The organism is Microcoleus sp. A6-C6 (genome assembly GCF_036705955.1).
GTDB lineage: Bacteria > Cyanobacteriota > Cyanobacteriia > Cyanobacteriales > Microcoleaceae > Microcoleus.
Window position 1 is genome coordinate 1 of sequence record NZ_JAUBVR010000044.1, and the last position, 23,053, is coordinate 23,053.

General features: G+C 46.9%; 18 protein-coding genes. 14 read left to right on the plus strand and 4 right to left on the minus strand.

Going from position 1 to position 23,053, the window contains the following annotated elements; translation table 11 throughout:
- Positions 1-208: 208 nt before the first annotated feature.
- From QUB52_RS18015 to QUB52_RS18045, 7 genes are all read left to right on the plus strand, one after another.
- Positions 209-586: a transposase gene (locus QUB52_RS18015; RefSeq protein ID WP_332968294.1), complete on the plus strand. Its 378-nt coding sequence runs from the start codon at positions 209-211 to the stop codon at positions 584-586.
- 92 nt (positions 587-678) lie between these two features.
- Complete coding sequence (locus QUB52_RS18020; RefSeq protein ID WP_332974346.1) at positions 679-1,893, plus strand: response regulator; 1,215 nt, start codon at positions 679-681, stop codon at positions 1,891-1,893.
- Between the two features lie 354 nt (positions 1,894-2,247).
- On the plus strand, positions 2,248-3,060 hold the full coding sequence (locus tag QUB52_RS18025) for a hypothetical protein (protein ID WP_332968293.1): 813 nt from the start codon (positions 2,248-2,250) through the stop codon (positions 3,058-3,060).
- A gap of 433 nt (positions 3,061-3,493) precedes the next feature.
- A complete protein-coding gene (locus QUB52_RS18030; protein ID WP_265234739.1) occupies positions 3,494-4,027 on the plus strand; it encodes a chemotaxis protein CheW in 534 nt (177 codons plus the stop codon).
- Between the two features lie 146 nt (positions 4,028-4,173).
- Entirely contained in the window at positions 4,174-7,251 is a 3,078-nt protein-coding gene (locus QUB52_RS18035) for a methyl-accepting chemotaxis protein (protein WP_265234728.1), read from the plus strand.
- Between the two features lie 141 nt (positions 7,252-7,392).
- Positions 7,393-8,211, plus strand: a complete 819-nt coding sequence (locus QUB52_RS18040) for an HNH endonuclease (RefSeq protein WP_265234729.1) — start codon at positions 7,393-7,395, stop codon at positions 8,209-8,211.
- Positions 8,212-8,262: 51 nt separating this feature from the next.
- Positions 8,263-13,509 carry a hybrid sensor histidine kinase/response regulator gene (locus tag QUB52_RS18045; protein ID WP_265234730.1) on the plus strand — a complete coding sequence of 1,749 codons (5,247 nt, stop codon included), beginning with the start codon at positions 8,263-8,265 and terminating at the stop codon, positions 13,507-13,509.
- Positions 13,510-13,806: 297 nt separating this feature from the next.
- On the opposite strand, the gene QUB52_RS18050 is transcribed toward QUB52_RS18045, so the two are convergent.
- Positions 13,807-14,586: an anti-sigma factor gene (locus QUB52_RS18050; protein WP_332974345.1), complete on the minus strand. Its 780-nt coding sequence runs from the start codon at positions 14,584-14,586 to the stop codon at positions 13,807-13,809.
- A gap of 8 nt (positions 14,587-14,594) precedes the next feature.
- The gene (locus tag QUB52_RS18055; protein ID WP_332974344.1) at positions 14,595-15,185 is read right to left on the minus strand and encodes a sigma-70 family RNA polymerase sigma factor; all 591 of its coding nucleotides are present in this window, start codon (positions 15,183-15,185) and stop codon (positions 14,595-14,597) included.
- A 274-nt stretch (positions 15,186-15,459) separates the two neighbouring features.
- Between QUB52_RS18055 and QUB52_RS18060 the strand changes: the two genes are divergently transcribed.
- On the plus strand, positions 15,460-15,714 hold the full coding sequence (locus QUB52_RS18060) for a hypothetical protein (protein ID WP_332974343.1): 255 nt from the start codon (positions 15,460-15,462) through the stop codon (positions 15,712-15,714).
- Positions 15,715-15,904: 190 nt separating this feature from the next.
- On the opposite strand, the gene QUB52_RS18065 is transcribed toward QUB52_RS18060, so the two are convergent.
- Together QUB52_RS18065 and QUB52_RS18070 are read right to left on the minus strand one after the other, a co-directional pair.
- On the minus strand, positions 15,905-16,597 hold the full coding sequence (locus QUB52_RS18065; RefSeq protein WP_332974342.1) for a cytochrome c biogenesis CcdA family protein: 693 nt from the start codon (positions 16,595-16,597) through the stop codon (positions 15,905-15,907).
- Between the two features lie 4 nt (positions 16,598-16,601).
- The gene (locus QUB52_RS18070; RefSeq protein ID WP_332974341.1) at positions 16,602-17,222 is read right to left on the minus strand and encodes a thioredoxin family protein; all 621 of its coding nucleotides are present in this window, start codon (positions 17,220-17,222) and stop codon (positions 16,602-16,604) included.
- 496 nt (positions 17,223-17,718) lie between these two features.
- On the opposite strand from QUB52_RS18070, the gene QUB52_RS18075 reads away from it, so the two are divergent.
- The 6 genes from QUB52_RS18075 to QUB52_RS18100 all read left to right on the plus strand — a co-directional run.
- A complete protein-coding gene (locus tag QUB52_RS18075) occupies positions 17,719-18,327 on the plus strand; it encodes a cytochrome b/b6 domain-containing protein (RefSeq protein WP_332974340.1) in 609 nt (202 codons plus the stop codon).
- A gap of 10 nt (positions 18,328-18,337) precedes the next feature.
- Positions 18,338-19,054 (plus strand): molybdopterin-dependent oxidoreductase, encoded by a 717-nt coding sequence (locus QUB52_RS18080; RefSeq protein ID WP_332974338.1) that lies wholly within the window; start codon positions 18,338-18,340, stop codon positions 19,052-19,054.
- A 242-nt stretch (positions 19,055-19,296) separates the two neighbouring features.
- Entirely contained in the window at positions 19,297-19,746 is a 450-nt protein-coding gene (gene msrB / locus QUB52_RS18085; protein WP_332974336.1) for a peptide-methionine (R)-S-oxide reductase MsrB, read from the plus strand.
- 490 nt (positions 19,747-20,236) lie between these two features.
- Positions 20,237-21,517 carry a tetratricopeptide repeat protein gene (locus QUB52_RS18090; RefSeq protein ID WP_332974335.1) on the plus strand — a complete coding sequence of 427 codons (1,281 nt, stop codon included), beginning with the start codon at positions 20,237-20,239 and terminating at the stop codon, positions 21,515-21,517.
- Positions 21,496-22,587, plus strand: a complete 1,092-nt coding sequence (locus QUB52_RS18095; protein WP_332974333.1) for a tetratricopeptide repeat protein — start codon at positions 21,496-21,498, stop codon at positions 22,585-22,587. Before QUB52_RS18090 ends, QUB52_RS18095 begins: the two co-directional genes overlap by 22 nt.
- A partial coding sequence (locus QUB52_RS18100) for a tetratricopeptide repeat-containing protein (protein WP_332976227.1) occupies positions 22,587-23,053 on the plus strand: 467 nt, incomplete at its 3' end. The genes QUB52_RS18095 and QUB52_RS18100, both read left to right, overlap by 1 nt.

Here is a 23,053-nt window from a genome sequence, read left to right on the forward strand (position 1 = left end):
GACCGAGACGAAAATGCAGCAATTAATATAAAAGTCGCGGGCGGATTGCCTGAGACTATAAACGGACGTGGAGGACGGAGTAAGACCACATCTAATGTGGCATCTTCCATCGAAGCGTCAACCCACCAGTTCCCTAGACAGTTGTCGTTGTTTGGGTAGATTGGAATCCCCCTGATTTATCAGTGGGGAGGATATCAAAAATAGAGATTTGCAGTGTTTTGAGACGTTAAATTTCAAAGGAACGCAACGTCTCTGGGGACGTAAAATCTCTGACTTGACATTGGGAGAATTTTGGCAAATTCTCGAATGGGTTGGCAAAAAAAAAGATCGGCCGATCGTCTTTTGCGATCGGTGGTATCCATCTAGTAAGACTTGTTTAAACTGTGGCCACATTCTGAAAGAATTAGATTGGTCTACTAGAAAATGGCGTTGTCCATCCGGTCAATCATTAAATGGACGTGATGAAAATGCTGCTTTGACTATTTGTGCGATCGGGGTTCTGGCTTTAAACCAATTCTTTCTGGTCAAAAAGAGAAAATCGCCCTTTCGTCAATTCCTAATTGTGCCAGTGGCATCGGGCCCGTAAATTATTGACAGAAACCAAAGTCAATAGGAGGGCGAACACACAGTCTTTCCGATTTCAGACGCCAACGGTTTTAAGGAGGATACTTTAGCTGCATGCAGGGAAATTTGAGTGAAATTGACATCCGCAGCATCCTGCAATTAATTGAGTTAGGTCAGCGCACCGGAGAACTGTTCGTAGAAGCCTTCGGCATCGGCAATCAAGCTACCCAGCGCACCCTTGCAGGACAATCCTGGTATGTCTTCTGCTTCAATGGTCAGATTATTTACGCTACCCAAAGTGCGGGCAGTTTGTTACGCTTGCGCGACTACCTGCGCCGCTACAAAGCAGACACCGCCCTCGACAAAATCCAAGTTCCTTATATGGCATCTACCAATGCCCCAGAATACGGCTACCTGTGGGCCCTGCTAGAAAACCACATCCTGACCCCAGCTCAAGGGCGCAACATCATCCACAGCATGATCCACGAAACCCTGTTTGACTTGCTCAGCCTCCACCAGGGTTCCTTCACTTTTGAAATGGGGTCAGCATTGGCTCCTCAACTCACCAGCTTAGAAATTAGCTCGCTGCTGGCGAAAATTGTCCAACAGGTGCAACAGTGGAAGCAGTTTCACCCTCACATTCAGTCGCCGAACCAATGCCCGGTGATTTCAGATCCCGCTGAGCTGAGAGTCGCGTTGCCTGCCAATACCTTTAATACTCTCAGACGCTGGGCCGACGGCCACACTTCGATCCGCCAAATGGCGCGCTACCTTAACCGAGACGTGTTGACTGTCGCTAAGGCAATTTACCCTTTCGTGCAGCAGGGATTGGTGCAAGTATTTTACGAGCCCTCTGTTGTCCCGGCCAACAACAAAAAAGAATGGTCGTCTCCAGAAACCAAGGTCAAGAGAGTTGTCTGTATTGACGACGACAATGTGATTCGCAAAACAGTCGAGTCAATCTTAAACGAACACGGTTACGAAGCGACTGGCATCAGCAGTCCCCTCGAAGCCCTGAGTTTGGTTTTTAAACTCAACCCCGATTTAATTTTGTGTGACATCGCCATGCCCGAACTTGACGGCTACGAAATTTGCGCGATGCTGCGAAATTCTAGCGCTTTCCGGCACACGCCGATCGTCATGTTGACAGGGATCGACGGATTTATCGATCGCGTTCAAGCCCGCATGGCGGGGGCGACTGACTACTTTACCAAACCTTTTGGCGAAAGCGAGTTATTAATGCTGGTAGAAAAATATGTAGGCCCGGGCTATCCTCCGGCCAATCTCTCGGAAAAATTATTCAGTCGATCGCTAGAAGATGAATTATAAGCCAATAAATTCCGTACTGATGGCACGAGCAGAGCTTTTTTGTACCGGAGGAACCCAGGGCAGTCCCGGCATTCAGAGAGAGAAAACATTCTCTCTGCGGGCGATCGCACCATAAACTAGAATGTATAAATTCGCGCGCTGGCCGTCCGGCGTCTGTAAAACTCTGTTCAATTTCTCGACTGGTATCGGGCCGAAGTCGATCGAAGTGCAAATATAATATACTTGTTCTTCACTTGCAGCCGATCGCCAAAACCAATGCCCAGAAAAACGACTCCTTGAAACTCAAATCTCAAACAGACTAGACATACAAGACATCCTCTGTTAAATTTCCCTGGTAAAGCAAACACTGGCTTTATGGCTAAACCGACATCGGCTCAGGACTCAAATTCAAAAGAAAAGACCTACAAACCAAACTGGAATCCGTTTTATCAAAGGAGGTCAGATTGGTTGTCATTGCTCACAAAACTGGTTAGTGTACGTTTGGATTCAATCTTATTTCATCTCCTAACTCACCAGCAAAAACTGAGATATTGGTTCTTAACTCGCGCAATTTTAGCCCATAATGAGAAATCGTTCAAGATATCCTCGCCATCATCCACATCTTTAGTTACAGCCTGGGCGCGAAACTCAGAAATTACCAACAACAAGTATGCCAAGACACTTAGTTACCAAATTTATCGGTGCCATAAATTAGCGGCAATCTGGAAAAAGTGGGTGAGCGCTGTTCGCAAAGTTTACCACATTTCAATTACGTACCTAAACGAACATCAAGGTTTTACCAAAATCGGCAATAGTCGAGAAAAGCTAGGCTTGAAAATGGTGCTAAAAACATCAGGTTTAATTCCTGAATTGCGCATCGCTCAAACACTGGTAGCATTCAAAACCCGGATTCAGTATTTACGTTTGAAATGTTACAAACAAATTGCTTCCGCTCTTGCCCCAACTTGCGATTTTATATCTTTTACCACATTTGAGACATATCAAATAGTAGTAAAAACCAGCTATAATTTAAGGAGTAAAACGGCGAGAGCAATGATGAATTGGGATAGCGATCCTCGCTCAGTCCAAACATTACAAAACTTGTGTTACCTTGACGGTTCAAAGTTGGTTGGAAATCAAGAAAAATCTACCTCTAAAACATTGTGGTCATGGGAAAATTTATACTAAAAATTGGGTGGATACCAAAATTTTAATTGACCTGACTCTGGGTATGAAATTCCTAGGAATTGCCAGGTCGCCACCGGGATTTTATTGAAGGGTTGGTGGGATATAATCTCGATCGCTAATGCCCAAGCTCACTCGTGTTGTGCTTAGCATTTAGGATCTCTAAAATTTCCCAGATGGAGGGATTAAAAGTATCAGATAGTTAATAGTGGCAACAAAATAGGGACTGACGTAGAAAAAATTGCTACCTGCACCTATACAAGTTTTAAGATCTCAACTCAAGCAGGATAGGTGCAACGAATTAGTCATAAATACTGTCAACACATTCACAAAAAGTATCGGTTATAGTTATGTTTCATAGATTCAGCTCCCATTTCCCTCCCAACACCGACTTGAGCACGGGTACAGTGTGGGTTTTCCAGAGAGAAAAATTATGATTAGTGGCAGCCCAGACTTTATATTACCAGGACAAGGGGTAGATCATGCTCCAGAATTCCAAGAACTGGAAACTCCCGAAGGTGAGCTGCACCTGCGGTTCTACGTTCCTTCGGGGAACGAGTTCGCACTACCGGCCACAGGGATTAAAGAGGTGCTATCCCCCTCCCCAGACCGAATGACGCCCATCCCCAACGTTTCCTCTTTGCTTTTAGGTACTCTAAATATGAGGGGACGAGTGATTTGGGTGGCAGATTTGGGTCAATTTTTGGGAGACCAAACACCTCTTAACACAGATAGAACCGAAATCCCGATCGTAGCTGTAGAAGACCAAGATACGATTTTGGGACTCGCAGTCGATCGAATTGTAGGGATGGACTGGCTCGACGTAGACCAACTACACTCTCAGAACAATGCACCAGACGGCATGATTCCATTTCTGAGGGGAGAATGGATGTTAGGTGCACAAGCTGACAAAGTGCTCCGACTGCTAGATCAAGTGAAAATTCTGCGCTCAGCGCGGTGGGCAGCGTGAAATCGATTTTAGATTTGCGATTTGCGATTTGCGATTGGGGTCTAACTATCAACAGTCAAAGGACTTGAGGCACGCATCTAAACATTCAAGCAAGATAAAAATCTCAAATCTAAAATCTAAAATCTAAAATCAAAAGAGGGCGGCAAATGGCAACAAGTACCAACTTTCAGCAGGACTACCAACAGGCAGAAGCAGCCTACATGGATGGCAACTATTCAGAAGCCGCATCCCTAGTTTATCAATTAGTAGAAGATTTCCCCGAAGACCCCAGCGCTCGGCTGCTGTGCGGGCACATCTACTGCTACGGACTGCAACAGTATGAGGTGGCACGGGAACAGTACATGGTAGTGATGAGCCTGAGTGACGACCCGACTTTGGTCGAACACGCTCAGAGCGGCATTAGCCACACAGACCAATTTTTATCGGGAGAACTGCACACCGAAAGTTTCGAGGCTTTGTCTGCTGAAACTGAATTGGAATTCTACCCAGACTTGTCTATGGAGGAAGGGCCAGAAGACGAGGATTTGGGACTTTTCCAAGGGAATTCCTCATCCATGTCCTATGGGAGTCAATCGCCACAGGACATGGAAAACGAGGAATTGGCAGACTTGGGCATGAGCGGGTTGGAGTGGGAACCAGAAGACAGCAGTGCTGCGAGCTCTGTCGAAGATTTAACTAACCCCTTTGCTGGAGACAGCGGCGCGATGGCAGCTTATGCTGATGCGTCTGAGCCGCTAGACATGGACGAATTCGGCTCGGACTTGGGAGATCCTTTTGGCTTAGATGACCCAGGGTTTGAGGCTGGTGACTTGTCTGATAGCAAAGTTTCTGGTTCCACGGCGCCTTATTCAGGAGATTTGTTTTCAGAAGCTCCAACTCAGATGCTCAACGGTCAAAGTTTTGCTAGTTCCGAAAGCGGGAATTCCTTTGACTCGGAACAACTAGACTCTCCCACCGGCCCGTCTGAGAATTTTGGCGAACCTTTTGCGCCACTCGATTTGCCAGACGAACTCGACCTGAATGATGACGACTACGACTATCAATCCCCACCCCTGACCGGGCAAAATCACAGTCAAAAAGCACCCGATGCACAAGAGGCAGACCCTTTTGCTCAGCCGATGTCATCGGGTTTTGGGTCTTCTCGATCGCCAAACAAGCAGCCGGATGCGGGGTCGGACTACTCGTCAAACTATTCGCTGGCGGAAGACGAAACGCTGTTGATGGGAGGTGCTGTCCCGAATTCTCAAAGTCAAAGGTCGAGCCGGGGACAATTTAATTCTGCCGATCGATCAAACTCCAATAGTAACGGTTACGGCGACTCGGAACCACCGGCATTTGGCTCCATAGACAGCTTCGAGTTAGATGCTTTTGATGACGACGCTTTCAGCGATTCTTTCTCTCTTGACGAAAACGAGCAAGCGACAGCTTTCGGGGCTGCCAACAATAACGGCAGTGACTGGTCAAAAACTGGGAATGCTGAAGAACACAGTGGCTTTTTAGACGAATTTGACGATTTTGACGATTTGGGCAATTTGCCGGACTTTGACATCTCAGAAGATTCCAGCAGTTCGATCCTGACTAGAGGTAACACCAATTTCGGCAACTCGACCAGCGGGATGATGGGTACGAGCGGCAGTGGCTTGGACTTTGACAACAGCGACGGCTCGGCAATTCGAGACGATGAGATCTTTAGCATTTCCGGCCCTGCTGATGCGTCGGTATCGAATTTTGTTTCGACAGACACTGAAGCGATCGATACTTCGGTGACTGTGGAACAGGGGGGACTGGCTTTCTTGGAAAATGCCCCTCTGTTTACTAAACAGTTGTACACGGCGATCGGGGCCGGACTGGTTTCTCTGGTAGCTGTGGCTTTCGTAACTAACATTGCTTCCTATCAAGCTCTGAAGCAAGACAAGCCGGAGGCGATCGTTTACCTGCGCCAAACAGGCTGGGTAATGACGGCAGCAGCAGGTGTTACGAGCTTTTTGACTTCTTGGGGCATCGGTCAGTTGATCGCCAAGCAGGTGCGCAAGTCCTCGGAAAATTTGCAAGCTCAGTTCGATGCTGTATCTCAAGGAACTTTGGATGCTCGGGCTACGATTTACTCGGAGGATGAATTTGGCAAAATGGCTGCTAAATTCAACCACATGGCGAAGGTGATCCAAACTACGATTAGCGATACCAGGCGCAAGTCTGATGAGCAGGAACAGGCAAAGGAAGACTTGCAGCGCCAAGTGATTCGCTTGCTAGATGACGTGGAAGGAGCGGCTCGTGGTGACTTGACGGTGACGGCGGAAGTCACGGCAGACGTTTTGGGCGCTGTTGCTGACTCGTTTAACTTGACAATTCAAAACCTGCGCGAAATTGTCCACCAGGTGAAGCAGGCGGCTCGGGAGGTTAGCAAAGGTGCTACGGATAGTGCCAAGTTTGCGGGCGATTTGTCTTCTGACGCGCTGCGGCAGGCTGAGGAACTGGCGGCCACGCTGAATTCGGTGCAAGTCCTCACTGATGCGATTCAACGGGTCGCAGAGAGTGCTAGAGAGGCGGAAGAAGTGGCGCGGGGCGCGGCGGCAACGGCTCTGAAAGGGGGCGAGGCTGTGGAGCGAACGGTGGCCGGGATTTTAGAAATTCGAGAAACGGTAGCAGAAACCACGAGAAAAGTCAAGCGGTTGGCGGAAGCTTCTCAAGAAATTTCTAAGATTGTGGGTTTGATTGCGGCGATCGCCTCTCGGACGAACTTGTTGGCTCTTAACGCTAGTATTGAGGCAGCAAGAGCTGGGGAATCGGGAAGGGGTTTTGCGATCGTGGCGGATGAGGTGCGACAGTTGGCAGATCGATCGGCTAAGTCTTTGAAAGAAATTGAGCAGATCGTGATGCAAATTCAAAGTGAAACTGGCGCGGTAATGACGGCGATGGAAGAAGGGACGCAGCAGGTGATTGAGGGGACGAGATTGGCAGAACAGGCGAAGCGATCGCTTGAAGATATCATTCAAGTAACTAATCGAATTGACGTGCTGGTGCGATCGATTACTGCCGACACTGTAGAACAGAATGAAACAGCTCGCTCGGTCGCCAGTGTGATGCAAGCAGTGGAATTAACTGCTCAGGAAACGTCCCAAGAAGCGCAGCGAGTTTCGGGTGCTTTGCAAAATTTGGTAGGTGTTGCTCGCGACCTTTTGACATCGGTAGAAAGGTTCCGAGTAGAAACAGCAGAAAGACAATAATTGATTGTTTAATGCTTTTTTTACTTGCTGATTGACAAGCACGTTTTTGTGGAAACGATGAAAGACAAAAAGTAACCTCGCAGTCTTGAAACCGCTGCGGGGATGCCAATCCAGCACCTAAATAAACTAGGAGTTGTACAGATGAACGATAACATAGTAGAGGTAATTTCTGGCATATTTGGTGAGATTCAGCCGACGGGCTGTATTATCTCTACTCTTTCAAAAAATAGCAGGGGCTATGCCAATAAAAGACTTAAGGTTGACGGTGAATGGAAAACGCTTACAGTTCACCGTTTAGTATTGGAAAATAGTTTGGGTCGTCCGATTAGACCAGAATACTTTTGTTGCCATAGTTGTGATGTTCGTAACTGCATTAATCCTAATCATTTATGGGAAGGTTCTAGACTGGAAAATTCTCAAGATAGGTTTAGCAAAGGACGGATTAAAGATGTAGGAAGCACATCTGCACCTCAACCTCAAAAACTACCGCTAGGCATAGAAGTAATTCCTGGCATTCGGGCCCAAATACAGCCGAATGGTTGCATGATTTGTATCTTGGCTAAAAGAAGTGATGGTTACTCCGTGAAAACTATCAAAATTAACGGTAAAAATCAAAGCTTCTATCCGCACAGACTTGTACTTGAAGATAAACTGGGAAGATCGATCAAACCGGGTTATTTTGCTTGTCACAGTTGCGACGATCGCGGTTGTGTCAATCCCGATCATTTGTGGGAAGGAACTCCCGCCGATAACTCCCGCGATTCTATAGAAAAAAACCGCTTTCCTTTCGTTCCTGGCAAGATATGCCCTAGCCGCAAGCTAAAAGCCGAACAGGTGCAGCAGATTCGCTATCTTTTAGGTGAGGGGATATCGAAAGCAGAAATAGCTAGGACATTTGCAATATCTCGCAGTCAGATTATTCTGTTGGCAAGGGGAGAGATTTACAGAGATATTCTCTAAGAATATTAAAATAGACCCAATACAATAACGATTAAAATCAGGAATAAAAATATGCTGCCGGAACAACAACAGAGGATTATGGGCTATTTTATTGAGGAGGCAAAAGACCATCTCAATACGATCGAACAAGGCTTGCTGAATCTGCAAACCACGATCGAAGACCCAGAACTGGTCAACGAAGTATTTAGGGCTGCTCACTCTGTCAAAGGAGGAGCCGCAATGCTGGGGCTGACCAGCATTCAGCAAACATCCCACCGACTAGAAGATAGTTTTAAAGTTTTAAAAGAGTGCAGCGTTAAAGTAGATCAACAACTAGAGTCCCTGTTCCTGCGAATTTTTGACACATTGCAAGGGCTGTTAGAGCAACTGTCGGGGCCTTTTGGGCTGACAGAGGAATTGGGAGAACAGATGGTTCGGGAATTAGAACCTGTATTTGAAGAACTCAACCGGCACTTGGGGGGACTTGTCGGACACTGCGTTAGCGATACAGATGAGAGCAGCCCGCTGCCAGTAGCACCACAAGCTATGGCCGGAATGGGAGTCGGGGCGTTTAACTCATCGATGAGTTTTGCTGACTCTGGCTCAGCTTACCCATCCGATCTCACAACAGAAGAAAGCGCGCTGCACCTCGTATTTGACTCAGATGTGCCGGCGAGGATGCGGGAAATGCTGCAAGAGTTCAAACAACCTGAGAACTCTGACACCAGGCGACAACTTAGGAATATTTGTCGGAACTTGAAAATGGCGGGAGAGGAATTTGAACTGCCCGACTGGATAGAATTGATTGAATGCGTAGAAAAGGCGATCGCCAACCCAGAAAACAGCTACCGGATCTTAGCTCCAACGGTTATCAAAGATATCAAACAAGGGCAAGAACAGGTACTTTCAGGTCAATCTAGATCGATCGCACCCAGCGCCAAACTTCTGTCACTATTGCCAGCCGTTATAGTTCCCGAAACAGACTTTGAAGACTTACTGGCATTTGCTCAACCGAGTGGGCCCGGCACAAAGGCGATTTCCGTTGAAGATGCAGCTTGGGATCTGGATCTGTTGGGCGATTCCCAGCCAGACGAACAAATGCTGCCGACTATTTCTGGGCTGAGCATGGACGAGCTGTTCGAGCAACTAGATGGCGACGAGGGAGACGACTACAGGGGAGGACGATCGGCACAGTTATACAGTTCCCCTGGGTTCGGAGAGTCAGATGCAGAAATGGGTTCTTTGAAAATCTCGACCCGCACTGGCCCGGAAGTAGGTGCTGCTGAACTCAATACTTTAGCAGATTTGTTTGATGGTGAATCCCCAGACCTTGACGGCGCTTGGGAAGAAGAAGAAGACCTCAACTATACACAGTCAGTTACTGGAATATCGCCGGGGAGCATATTTGAGCTAGATAACGATGACAATTCAGGCGATTTTACTGATTTGTTGTTTGACGAAGACAGTGTAGAAAATTCAGAAACAAGTGCAGCACATCCTTTAGAAGATTTCACGGATTTGTTTGGGGATGATGTGCTTGGAAGCGAAGCTGATAGTTCAGTGGCGGCAGTCGATCGGGAAAAGGTGGGTTTGAGGCAACCGTCAACCCGCAAACAGTTTGAAACAGGTAATAGGCAGAATTTAGATCGGAAAGAAAGTAGCGTCAGCATTGCTAAGAAGCAAGCCGATGAAGACGCTCTCGGTACATTTTTGGACGAAGTAGCTGCCCAAAATTCCGATGTTGTGTCGCAAAATTTAGATAATTTGTTTGGCGATTTGGATTTATCCGAAGCAGCAGATGCGCCCGCAATCTCCGAAGAATCTGCCCTCAACCCTGACGCTTTCGATACGGAATTTTCAGACGCAGCAGGTGGTGGGGATGATTGGGGAGATGCAGAAAAACCAGCTACAGCAGAAATAGACGATTTCGAGTTCCTCTCTGAGGTGGATTCGGATTCGGATTTCAGCGAGCTGTTGAGCATTACTTCTGATTTCTTTTCTCCTGAAGAGGAAACTGGGGAGAGCGGGGGCGATCGATCTTTGGCGGATCGCGGGACACTAAATGAAGAAAGTGGCGGTGTTTTTAATATGACCTCAAATTCTGATTCTGATTTGGATATTTCTGCGGATGAAGATTGGTTAGAAGATACTTTTGGTATGGAAGATGAGTCTGCACAATCGATCGATCTTGAACCAGAAGATACCGATTTAGATGCCCTGTTTGGGGAGATTACTTCGGACTCGAATGCGGTCGATGAGGAAACTGTCGAGAATCGTCAGGCCGCCACTACTTCCCGAGAAGCAGCGGATTTGGCTGAATTGTTCGGTTCTGTACCTACTACGGGTATTGAGTATGACCAAGAAACTTCTGGAGAAGTCGATGGGAATTGGTTGAATTTACCTGAGGATGCCGAGTTGCCAAGTCGTGTGGCAGCCGATGAGGGCGATTTGGCGAGTTTGTTCTCAGGATCGGAGGCGACTCTTTCTGAGGCGGGCTTGGCAGATTTGGCAGCGGTTGAAGTTGGGGTATTGTCCGATCGTCCTGATGCGGAAATTTCCAGCTTCGAGTCTGATCTGAACACTTTCGATTTATTGGAAAATATGTTTGGCGAAGCGCCTCCACCGCTGGTGGATGCAGAACTTCCTGATGGTTTGTTCGACTCCGAAGGTGCGGATTTGTTCGATCGAGAAACAGATGCCGCAGTCGAGTCCCAGGATGAAGATGATTTGTTTGGCGCGCTGGAAACAGATTTTTCGGCCGGAGATTTAGAGGCGCTGTCGGCAGCATCTCTCGATGATATGTTTGAGGGCGATGCAGATTTGTTAGCAGATCTAGAAACCGGGGCGACTCTCAACACCGCAGAGTTTGAGGGTTTTGATGACTTGTTGGATTCGATCGATGCTGGGCCTCTGGTGACTTCGCGACTGACGGGCTTTGATGACGATGACGAAGCATCAAGCGGAGCCGATGCTTCGGAATTAGAAGATGAGTCGCTGGCGGACTTTTTTGGCGACCTTGAATCAGGCGGTGACGATGCCGAAAGTAATTTTGACGATTTAGAAGCGTTGTTAATCGCAGGCGGTGCTGGGGCGACAATAGCAGCCTCTGGAAGAACAAATCAGAATCCGCTGACAACAGAAGTTTTCTCCGATCTCGAAGATCTGCTGAGCGAGAGTGCAACTATGCCAGAAATTCCAGCACCGACGACAACTGCCCGCAAAGCTCAAGCCGCTGCCGCTTCCCAGAGCGACGACGACTTTGGCGACCTAGAAAAACTGCTGGAAGATCCAAAAGATAGCGGCCGCTCACAGGGCGAAACTAATATGGGGCAGTCGGCAATCAACAATAGACCCAGGCGGAATGCCCGCGCTGGTGGGTTCGGCGATCAAACGATGCGCGTGCCCGTCAAGCAACTGGACAACCTCAGCAACCTGATGGGGGAATTGGTAGTTAACCGCAACAGTTTGGAACAAGATCAGGAACGGATGCGGCAGTTTTTGGACAATTTGCTGCATCAAGTGACGCTGCTGAGTGATGTCAGTCAACGGACTCAGGATTTCTATGAGCGGAGTCTGTTGGAGATTGCTTTGTTGGCAAATCGGCAGGGACATCGATCGGCCTGGCGCAATGAAGAGTCATCCCACAGCCGGGAAAGTGCCTGGAGACCAGAGGAAATGGACAGGTTTACTCCTTTCCACAGTTTGGCTCAGGAGATTATTGAGCTGATCGTGCGGGTGCGGGAGTCGGCGGCCGATATTGAGTTTTTGGTGGATGAAGCAGATCAGGTGACTCGCCAACTGCGGCAAGTCACGACTCAACTGCAAGAAGGTTTGACTCGCGCTCGGATGAAGCCGTTTGCGGAGACGACGGACAGGCTGTTCCGCGCGGTGCGGGAAATTGGGATTAAGTGCGGGAAACAGGCTCAGTTGCAGGTTGAGGGTAAGGATATTTTGATCGACAAGATGATTGTGGATCAGCTTTATGACCCGATGACTCATTTGGTGAACAATGCGATTACTCACGGCATTGAAGCGCCTGATGTGCGTCTAGCAGCCGGGAAGCCGGCAGTTGGTAAGATTACGATTCGGGCTTTCCACCAAGGGAATCAAACGGTGGTTTCGGTTTCTGATGATGGGGCGGGAATTGACCCGCAAAAGGTGAAGGCGAAGGCGATTAAGCAGGGTTTGCTGACGGCGGCTCAGGCTCAGAGGATGTCTCGATCGGAAGTTTACAATTTGCTGTTTATGCCCGGTTTTAGCACTCAGGAACAGGCGACGGAGTATGCGGGCAGGGGGGTCGGTATGAACGTAGTAGAGACTTCCTTGCACGAGATTCGGGGGACTGTGGGGATTGATTCGACGCTCGGCAAAGGAACAGTATTCACCATCCGTTTACCTCTGGTGTTGAGTATTTCTAAGGCTCTGACTTGCATTAGCGATCGAGCTCGGATTGCTTTCCCGATGGACGGGGTGGAGGACATGATTGATGTACCTCGCGATCAGGTGACGACTGGGGCGGACGGTTTGCCTTGCATTGAGTGGCGGGGTTCGATGTTGCCGTTCCGACCGCTGCGGGATTTGTTGGGTTACAACCGTCATTTGGGCCGGGGCAGTGTTTATGGGTTTAATACTGACGATGACATGATTTCGGTGATTGTGCTGCGGTCTGCGGGCAATTTCTTGGCGGTGCAGGTGGATCAGGTTTCGACGGAACAGGAAATCGTGATTAAGCAGTTGGAGGGGCCTGTGCCGAAGCCGATCGGGATTGCGGGTGCTACGGTGCTCGGAGATGGCAAAATCGTGGCGATTGCGGATGTTCTGGAGCTGATCGATTTGGCTACTGGCAGGCTACAGAAGGAAGCTGGTGGTACGCTTTGGGATGAGAGCGATCGGGCTGCTGCTGAGGCGGAGGTTGAGAAGACTGAGCCGACTGTACTAATTGTGGATGATTCGATTACGGTGCGATCGCTCTTGTCGATTACTTTTGAGAAGGCGGGCTACCGGGTTGAGGAAGCTCGCGACGGTAAGGAGGCTTGGGAAAAGATGAAATCTGGTTTGCCTTGCGATATCGTGTTTTGCGATATTGAGATGCCGAGAATGGATGGTTTGGAGCTACTTTCTCGGATGCAGAAGGATACGGTTTTGTGCGAATTGCCGATCGCGATGCTAACTTCTCGTGGTGCTGACAGACACCGCCAAATGGCTTACGGTTTGGGCGCGAAGGGCTATTTCACTAAGCCTTATTTGGAGGAGCAATTGATGGATGCTGCTGCTCGGATGTTGAAGGGTGAGGTTGTTGGTGCTCCGGTTGTTGTCTAGGTTAGGTAATGTTTGAAAGGCTGTGACTCCTGTGGGGATTAAACTCCTCACAGGACTTGTATCATCTGGCGATCGTCCTCATTGAGTCAAAATGCGGCGGGGTTATTGGAGTCGGTAAATTTACTAACGTTGATGCAGGGGGTTGGATAGTTTGGCGGAGGTTGGCCATCTTCCTCGTATACTTGTAAAAATTATTCATCTAAGAATTTATTTTCACATCTGTTTGCGAGGCAAACCAAATAAAATAATTGGCAATATCTCGATCGCTCAGTGTTAGCGAATAGACATTCAATTAGTTTATAAAGTCCCTGTCATTACCATAGGCCCAGCAGGATTTTTTAGTAAGGGCGATGCTTCAACCGTGACAACTAATGGTGTTACTTCCGCATTAGCAGGCAGAGAAAGTTTGACAAAAACAGTTCCTCTTTCATTAGTATTAAACTGCTCCCAAGCGATTTTTTCATTATTATTAACCGACCATAATTGATAAAACTGACCCTTTGGTAAAACCGGAAGGTTCCTTAAGATTAAAACAGCTTTGGGTTCACCCGGTGTGATTACAATACTTCCAGAGGCGGCAGATGCGTCAGCCATGCCTTTGAGGGAAACTAGACGAGTATTAGGCTGTTGCAACATTGCAATCACATCTTTTTGTCGCACTACCTGAGCCTCAAGCGTGGTTATTTGTTGCCTGATTCGGTAGTTATCCAAACCAAAGGCTAACGCCAATACTGCCGCTATGCTACCAAGAATGCGACTCCATTGTAGAGGTGAGTGCTGCCGTTTTTCCTGGGGTAATGAGTTAGGAACTCCAGAAACATGAGGATTTGGTTCTGCAACGCTAGTCGCCGAGGCAGCTTCTAAAATGGCAGAATAGAGATGTGGTGGCGGTGCGATATCAGGTAGGGCGTAGGGCATAACTTCTAGAACTTCTTGCAGGCTAGCAACCTCTGTAGCTAGTTCGGGATTTTCTTTCAGCAATCGCCTTAATTCCTCAGCTTCTTCTGAGCTGAGGTTGCCAAGTACATAACCTGCCATCAATTCTTTTGAGTGTTCAGGAAATAAAGGCTCTGTCATAGGTGCAACTAGCCAATTAAATTTTGTAAGTTTTTTCTTAAGTTCAATAAACCTTGCCGAGACCAAGTTTTAATTGTTCCCAGCGGTATACTAAGTTTAGCCGCGATTTCTGATTGACTCAGACCGTCGTAGTAAGCCATATCCAACACCTGTCGCTGTTTTTCTGGAATTTGAGTTAAGGCATCGCGAACACAGTGCGATCGATCGCCTAAAGCAACTGACTCGAAAGGTGTGAGAGGGGGAGTTTCTGTAGTCATCATCTGACTCCATCGCTGGAGAAATTTTAAGTTAGTGCTGCGGGAACGTAGTTTATCAATGGCGCGCGATCGAGTCATAGTTGTCAAAAAGCTGCTCATTGAGCCGCGATTCGGATTGTATGTACCCCTATTCCAGAGATTGAGAAAAATCTCTTGGGTTAAGTCTTCTGCCTCTTGAGGATTGGTGAGAATTCTCAGCGCCAATCTGTAGACTAAGCTACCATAGCGGTTGTAGAGAATGCCCAAGGCAGAGGGTTCACCAACACTCATCAACCGAAATAACTCAGCGTCAGTCTGTTTTTCAGGGTCGTCCGCGCTTGTTTCGGCAGAGTTCAAATCCATAGGTTTCTCGTAAAACAGACCTAAACTGATAATTTTAAGTTGATTCTGGTTATTGCAGCAAGCGCGTTTCTCAAAAAAAATCTGGCCCCATCTTCTTAAATACGACCCGCAGAGCTGATTGGATGTATGCAAGCTGGATATCTTAACCTGGATCGCAACAAATTTAGGATATTCGCAATCCAATCAAAGAAGTAATCCGTACTATAAAAGGAACCACGGCTAGCTTTACCTGCTGACTGCTTAAATCAAAATTCCTCAAATTTGGAAGAAAAATATGAACCGGAAAGTGCTTTATTTGATTGTTGGTATGACTCTAACGGCTAGTCTGTATGCCTGCTCTGAGACTCCTAGCAGCACAAATCAGGCTGCTCCTAACCCTTCCCCCGATGGGATGAAGGCTCCCGTTGGGATGAGGAGTCCCGATGGGATGAAGGCTCCCGTTGGGATGAGGAGTCCCGATGCTATGAAAGGTTCTGATGCTATGAAGAGTCCTGATGCTATGAAGAGTCCTGATGCTATGAAAAAATAGTCTCCATAAAAGACATCACCGAATTTAAATTGCTTGTTTGGGGTGGGCTTCTAGCTCGCCCCACAATAATTTGATTGTTTTTTTACATACAATTTAAATGTCGATCGGCTTAGTTTCTACCGATCACACTTAACACTGCACTTAACACTGCACTTAACACTGCCCTTCACAGTGGCATTCACAGTCCCCTTCACAGTGGCAGAGTTGGAAAAAACGGAGCTAACCAAAGCTGGATTTTGACATCCAAACCCAAAATAATCCCGATCGCACTTCCGACAACAATTACGCCGCCGATTCTTTGCAAAGCTGCACTGTGGGGGCGCAAACGTAATAAGTGCTGGCTGAAATAGCGTCCTCCATAGGCGATCGCCAGTAGCGGCAACCCAGCACCCAAACCGTACAAAATCAGTAAAACAAACGCAGTTACAGGCTGAGGATTGACAACAGCTAAAACCAGAATACTCGCCAAAACAGACCCCGCACAAGGTGTCCAAAGTAAGCCGAGTTGGGTTCCCAGCCAAAATTCGCCAACCAGCCCTACTCGTGCGGGAGCTTTCAGCCAATTTTCAAAGTGTAAATATTTAAACAGGAGTTGATAACTCTGCGGAAAAATGGCACTTATCCCAGCAATCAGAAGAAAGGTAAGTGCTCCTGTTCGGAGGATGCTAGCAAAGCTGACAAACCAGCCTGATGTCACTCCCAACAAGCTACCAATTGCCGCAAAACCCGCGATTAATCCTGATACCAAAGCAATCGGGCCATAGCGATGAGATTGCAGGCTGCGTCCTAATAATATGGGTAGGATTGGTAAGACGCAGGGCGAGAGAATTGTTAAAATTCCTGCTAGTAAAGCCACACCAGCCGAAGTGAGTGAAATTGCCATCTGACTAACCTAATAATTTGCGAATCATTTGTTCGGTTTCGTCATAGGCTCCTTCGCCAATATGATCGTAGCGCTGAATGCCTTGGCGATCGGCTAAAAACAAATGAGGCCAGTATTCATTCTGGTAAGCCGCCCAAGTTTTAAATTCGTTATCCAGAGGCACTGGATAGGTAATTTGGTGTTGCTGTAAAGCTTTTTTGACGTTGTTGGCATCTCGCTCAAAGGGGAATTCAGGGGTGTGTATGCCCACAATCTTCAATCCGCGATCGGCATATTGCTGGTTCCAGCGGACTATGTAGGGCAGAGTGCGCTGACAGTTAATGCAGCCAAATGTCCAAAATTGCACCAACACCACTTTGCCTTTAAGATCGGCTATTTTCAGCGGCGCAGAATTTAGCCACTGGCTGATACCTTGAAATTCTGGTAAAGACTTTCCGGTTGCTGAGGCCGCAACGTTCTCGACTGTCGGTAAATTAGGACTTGTAGCAGGAGCGGGTATGGGGATATTGTCTGAGTTAGAAGTTGGGATAATATCTTTCTTAAAGCCGCAACTGAGGGCAGTTCCACTAGCTCCTAGCCCCAAATACCAAAGTAATTGCCGTCGTCCCAGCCTGCGATCGTTCATAAACTAATTTCCTTGCTTATTTAGTTTATATACGGAGATGACCGAAAATTGGATGTTTTAGGCAAAGAGGAAAAATTTTAAATCCAAAATAGAGTCAGCTTCGTATTAAGTTAGAGACTACTAAGAACCCAGTCTTTTATTCTGAACTTATACCCATTCTCAAAAGTCATGCAATAGTAGCCGTAGGGTGCGTCGAAGAAAGAAAATCCCTTGCATAAAAATCGACAATCTCACAGCGACGCACCGAGGCACCAGGGTTCTTCAAGAGCCACTACTCGTTACCAGGCTGGAGCCTGTGAACCAGTTATTGAGTTATAGAGGTTTTGCATAAGTCCTGTTGTTGTTACCATTACCAGAAAGAATTGGTTTAAAGCCTCTCCCTTAAAGGCGAGAAATTAAAACAAGACTATTCATTACTCCAATCCTCTTCCTTCCAGATAGAGGTCGCCCTCATCTGTCAACTGTCAACTGTCAACTGTCAACTGAATGAAGCACTATGGATTCATCTGCTCCTGCTAAAAAACCTCGGTCTAAACCTTTACCGAGTCAGGCTACTTTGGCGAAGTTATTTCACTGGTTGAATATCATTAGTCTCCTGATGATGATTGGCAGTGGATTGCAAATTTACAACTCGAATCCGGTTTTTGGTGGGCGGGGAGGATGGCAGTTCCCACCCATATTTTTGCTAGGCGGTTGGCTGGCTGGCGGCAGACATTGGCATTTCGCCGCCATGTGGTTGTTCGCACTCAATCTATTTTGGTACGGTGTCTATATTTTCATCACCCGCCGCTGGCAGCATCGTTTTCTCGGCTATAATGACCTGAAAGCTTTGCAGAATTCTCAGAACCAGAAGCGCAAAAATTATTCGTGGCACCGCCTAGCTTACACAGCAATTATTCCGGTTTTGCTGCTAGCTTTAGTTAGCGGAATGGGAATGTATAAACCTGCTCAATTCCACTGGATTGTTGATTTATTCGGTAGTTGGCAGGCGCTGAGAGTCGTTCATTTTATATCGGTTCCTACCGTCATCATTTTTGCAATAATTCACTCTTTGCTCGGCCTCAAGGTAGGAGGTTGGCGCTTGATTAAGTCAATTTTTAAGTAGAGGTTTTCTCATGTTTCCAGACTCTCCTCGTTTGTGGCAGCGCCGCCAATTTCTCCAATTATCTGGACTTTCTAGCATTGGTTTGGTTCTAGGCGGTTGTGGCTTAGTTCGATCTGATAATATAATCGGGAAGACTTTTGAACCTCTCAACCAAAGTGTTGAAGCTTTGTTGTTGAATCCTCAAAAACCTGTGCCGGAATTTCCTGTAAGTGCGATCGAGCCGAATGCCTTAATTATCAATACCTTTGATGCTACTCCAAACATCGATCCAAAAGCTTTTCGTCTGATAATTGATGGTGAGGTAAATCGTCCCCTCAATCTCAGTCTGGAACAACTTCAGATTATGCCTTTGAGTGTGATGACAATTCGCCATGTTTGTGTGGAGGGTTGGGCTGCTATTGTGCAGTGGGGCGGGGTACGGCTGCGGGATTTGGTGGCCCTTGCTCAACCAAAGACAAATGCTCGCTACGTTTATTTTAAGTCTGCTGATGGCTATTACGAGAGTTGGGATATGCCTTCGGCGTTGCACCCGCAGACTTTGATGGTTTATCAGAAGAATGGTAATCCTCTGAGTGTTGAGAATGGTGCGCCTTTACGCCTCGCATCTCCAATTAAGTTGGGTTACAAACAGAGTAAGTGGGTGACTCGAATTACTTTGGTTGGTGACTTGTTGCCTAAAAAGGGTTATTGGGAGGATCAAGGTTATGAGTGGTTTGGAGGGCTGTAATACCATTTTCGATTTCAGATTTTAGATTTTCGATTGGGGATGACTTTTAGTTACAAAACTTACGCACCCAGACCAAAGAAACCGGGTTTTTACTTAATCTGCGGACTACGGCAAAGGATTTTCGTAAAAAACCCGGTTTCTAGCTACTCGTGGGTAAGTCCTAAGTTAGTTAATTAGCAACAAGTGGAATATTTATCATGAAAAAAAGATTGTTTTTACAAGCTGGTCTAGCAACAGTAAGCATGGCATGGTTATCGTCCTGTTTGCCTGGGGATTCAGATGTTATGGCTGCTTCTAAGGGTGTTTTTGAAGTTACTAAAACTGAGGAAGAGTGGCGCAAAATTTTGAGTACGGCACAGTTTGATGTGTTGCGAAAACACGGCACTGAACGCTCTCACACTAGCATTCTGGATAAGCAATATGGGAAGGGGATTTATGCGTGTGCTGCGTGTGATTTGCCCGTTTTTTCGTCGCAAACCAAATTTGATAGCGGTACTGGTTGGCCAAGTTTTTATGAACCGATCAAAGGGGCGATCGCCACATCGATCGATAATTCGCTGTTTGGGACTAGAATTGAGGTGCATTGTCGTCGCTGCGGCGGGCATTTGGGGCACGTATTTGATGACGGCCCTGCACCTACTGGGAAACGCTACTGCATGAATGGTGTGGCGATGAAGTTTATTGCTGGCTGATGTTCTTTCACTGCGACAAAGAAACCGGGTTTCTGCGTAAATCTCGGTGAGGATGCTTAAATTATCGTAGAAACCCGGTTTCTTGCACGCGGGGTGTGGAATCTCATAATCATCTGCGCGCCAAACCGCAGGTACACGCGGATTCGCGCGGATGGTATAGTGATTTTTGGGACGAAAGGGCGATCGACCTTATTAATGGACGCTGAAGACAACACTTCGGACTGTTTTTGATTGCCGATCGTAGAATAAGGGTTTCATGGCGATCGAGCAATCGATCGAGCAACAGAAAATCAGGGGTTTCAGGCTACGATTTCAAAAATGCCGGGACTATTAGAAGAACTCTTAGAAATAGGACTTACGCACGGGTGGCCAGAAACCGATTTTTTTTTACGAAAATCCTCCGCCGTAGTCCGCAGATTACGTAAAAACCCGGTTTCTTTGTCAGGAGTGCATCCAAGACTGAGAAAGATACGCCAACCAATGACAGATAATGACGACTCAGTTAGATACGACTCTTGAGTGTTATAAATCAGCAATTGAGAGCCTGTTTCAGGCTGACTCTCCGATTCAGGTTGAACAAATTCTGGAAGTTTTGCAGGCGCGGGATGCCGTGCAGGTGGCTTTAAAGGAGCAAAAAATCATTCCTACCAGCCGATTGAAGCAAGTTATCGAGTTAGATGCTGCTCTCAGGGAAAAAGCGGAACTGATTACCAAAACTGTTAATTGCAAAACAATTGAGCAATTTGCTCAGTGGCGTGAAAGTATTGATCCTCCCGCAGAAGCCTGGTGGTGGAAACTGGAAAGCTTAGCACCTCCCCACCCTTGGGATGTTTGTGATTGGTTGTGGAAAGGTCTGACGGTGGCGGCTTGGACTGCTAACCTTAGTTTGCTGGTGAATATCGCCACTCGCTTTCTCAGTGGGGGAGTGGGATTAGGAGGAGCGGCTGCTGTTATTTTACCCAGTATTTTCGCGTTACTACAGGCTAGTAGCGAACTTACAAAAGCAGGTCAAGAAGGCTTTGATAAATTACTGGAAAAGTTGAATATTCCCAAACAGTACCGAGAGGAAGCTAAATTGGCATCGGCTCTGCTTTTGTCGGTAATTTTAATTAGTATTTGGTATTCTTTACCATTAATTTCTAATCTTTATAACCGCAATGGTTTAAAGAATTATGGGGAGAGAAATTTAGGAGAAGCTGAACAGGATTACCTGAAAGCAATTGCTCTGAATGCAGATAATATTGAGGCTCATTACAATCTGGGTAATCTCTACGAAGAGTGGCAGGATTTGGAAAAAGCTAAGAAGGAATACCAAATTGCTGTTGCAGGCAATTTGCCAGACGCTTATAATAACTTAGGTCGTTTACACATTCAGGATAAAAAATATCCGCAGGCGGCTTCTGTGCTGGCAAAAGGTCTTTCGTTAGCGCAAAAGCAAAATAGCGATCCTGAAATTCGGTATAGCTTGTTTAAAAACCTGGGTTGGGTGAGGTTTAAGCAAGGCAGGTATGAAGAGGCGCGACAAACCCTGCAAGCGGCAATTGGGATTACCAAAAACCCAAAGGCGACAAATTATATCGGTAATCCGGGTGCGGCACATTGCTTGTTAGCACAAGTTTTGGACAAACAAAAACAACCGACAGCGCTGGAACAATGGCAGAAATGCTGTCAGCTTGGTTCCCGACTTAATCCCGATGAAGATACCTGGTTGCATCTATCCCAAGAGAAATTAAGCAAAGCAGGAAAAAAATGCACAAACCCCAAAAAATGATCGGTTCAGTTGGATTATTTTTGAGTATATTTGTGGTTATCGTAGCCACGCCGGGATTTAGCCAACAAGAAAGCTTAAATTTGATTGGTGAAGTTAAAGGAACAGTTGAAATTAAGCGAGATGGACGAGGAAAATACCAAGGAGCCTATGGAGGCGAATTACTAAATCCTTCAGATAAGTTACGACTGCAACAAGGCGCATCGGTGAATGTTGTTTGCGATAACTTATCGATTTGGAATCCTCAGTCTAGAGGAGAATTTCTGGTTTCCCAAGGCTGCTCATCTGCAACAAGAGCGGTTCTCAGAAGACCAAATAGCAACCGCAGTGAAACTCGCAATGCCAATGACCCCACAATTCCCTACCTCATTAGTCCTCGAAACACTGCAATTTTGACTCGCCAGCCTACTTTAACTTGGAATAAAGTAGCAGGTGCGACTAGCTATCAGGTGCAGGTATCGGGGCCTGGTGTGAATTGGACAACCCAGGTTAGCCAGCCGCAAGTTGTTTATTCTGGAAGCGCAGCGCTGCAAGGTGGGAAGCGTTATTGGGTGACGATTACGGCTCATAATGGTGTCTCGACTAAAAATAAGGATAACCCTGGATTTACTGTACTGAGCGATGCGGATATGCAGCGGGTGAAAACGCAGATTTCACAGTTACAGCAGAAGCTTTTAAGCGATAAGTCAAAAGTGTTGGCGCTGGCACATCTGTACAGAAGTAATGAGTTGAATGCTGAGGCAATTGCGGTCTTGGATAAAGCAGTCAAACAGGGGAACCAAACTACCGCTGTTTATCAGCTATTAGGAAGTATTTACCAGCAGGTGGGTTTAAATCTGTTGGCGAAAGAACGGTATTTAACTGGATTGAACTTGGCAAAAGCAGAACAAAATTGGGAAGCACAAGCCATGATTCAAGAGAGTTTGGGGGAAGTTGAGGAAACCCTCGACCAATTGAAAAATGCTTTGCAGCGATATCAGGAAGCGCAGGGTAGTTATCGGGTGCTGGGGGATGAAGGAAAGGTACAGAAACTACAGCAGAAGTTGGATGACTTGAAGGGGAGGAGTTCCTAATGATTAAGTTGGGAGTGAAGCAAACATTGGCTTTGATCGGTTTGTTGGGAATGGCTGGGTTATGGGTTTTGATGCCAGAGTTGGCGAAAGGGCAGGTTACTCCTGGAGGTGTAATTGCTCAGTCGGATGAATTGGCGGAAGCAGAACGATTGAACGAGCAAGTAGGACAACTTTATAACCAGGGCAAGTACAGTGAGGCAATTCCTCTAGCAGAGCGTGCGCTTACTATTCGCAGAAAGGTTCTTGGACAGGAGCATCTGGACGTGGCAAGAAGCTTGAATAATTTGGCTTTGTTGTACAAAAGTCAAGGACGCTACAGTGAAGCAGAACCCCTCTATCGCCAAGCCTTAGAGATGAGGAAACGCTTGCTGAGAGACAATCATCCTGATGTGGCAACTAGCCTGAATAATTTGGCAGGATTGTATCAGAGCCAGGGACGCTACAGTGAAGCAGAACCCCTCTATCG

What these genes read in the sequence shown, in the direction of transcription:
- QUB52_RS18020 (WP_332974346.1), top strand. Translation starts at nt 679, where the DNA reads ATGCAGGGAAATTTGAGTGAAATTGACATCCGCAGCATCCTGCAATTA.
- QUB52_RS18025 (WP_332968293.1), top strand. Translation starts at nt 2,248, where the DNA reads ATGGCTAAACCGACATCGGCTCAGGACTCAAATTCAAAAGAAAAGACC.
- QUB52_RS18035 (WP_265234728.1), top strand. Translation starts at nt 4,174, where the DNA reads ATGGCAACAAGTACCAACTTTCAGCAGGACTACCAACAGGCAGAAGCA.
- QUB52_RS18040 (WP_265234729.1), top strand. Translation starts at nt 7,393, where the DNA reads ATGAACGATAACATAGTAGAGGTAATTTCTGGCATATTTGGTGAGATT.
- QUB52_RS18045 (WP_265234730.1), top strand. Translation starts at nt 8,263, where the DNA reads ATGCTGCCGGAACAACAACAGAGGATTATGGGCTATTTTATTGAGGAG.
- QUB52_RS18050 (WP_332974345.1), bottom strand. Translation starts at nt 14,586, where the DNA reads ATGACAGAGCCTTTATTTCCTGAACACTCAAAAGAATTGATGGCAGGT.
- QUB52_RS18055 (WP_332974344.1), bottom strand. Translation starts at nt 15,185, where the DNA reads ATGGATTTGAACTCTGCCGAAACAAGCGCGGACGACCCTGAAAAACAG.
- QUB52_RS18060 (WP_332974343.1), top strand. Translation starts at nt 15,460, where the DNA reads ATGAACCGGAAAGTGCTTTATTTGATTGTTGGTATGACTCTAACGGCT.
- QUB52_RS18065 (WP_332974342.1), bottom strand. Translation starts at nt 16,597, where the DNA reads ATGGCAATTTCACTCACTTCGGCTGGTGTGGCTTTACTAGCAGGAATT.
- QUB52_RS18070 (WP_332974341.1), bottom strand. Translation starts at nt 17,222, where the DNA reads ATGAACGATCGCAGGCTGGGACGACGGCAATTACTTTGGTATTTGGGG.
- QUB52_RS18075 (WP_332974340.1), top strand. Translation starts at nt 17,719, where the DNA reads ATGGATTCATCTGCTCCTGCTAAAAAACCTCGGTCTAAACCTTTACCG.
- QUB52_RS18080 (WP_332974338.1), top strand. Translation starts at nt 18,338, where the DNA reads ATGTTTCCAGACTCTCCTCGTTTGTGGCAGCGCCGCCAATTTCTCCAA.
- msrB (WP_332974336.1), top strand. Translation starts at nt 19,297, where the DNA reads ATGGCATGGTTATCGTCCTGTTTGCCTGGGGATTCAGATGTTATGGCT.
- QUB52_RS18090 (WP_332974335.1), top strand. Translation starts at nt 20,237, where the DNA reads ATGACGACTCAGTTAGATACGACTCTTGAGTGTTATAAATCAGCAATT.
- QUB52_RS18095 (WP_332974333.1), top strand. Translation starts at nt 21,496, where the DNA reads ATGCACAAACCCCAAAAAATGATCGGTTCAGTTGGATTATTTTTGAGT.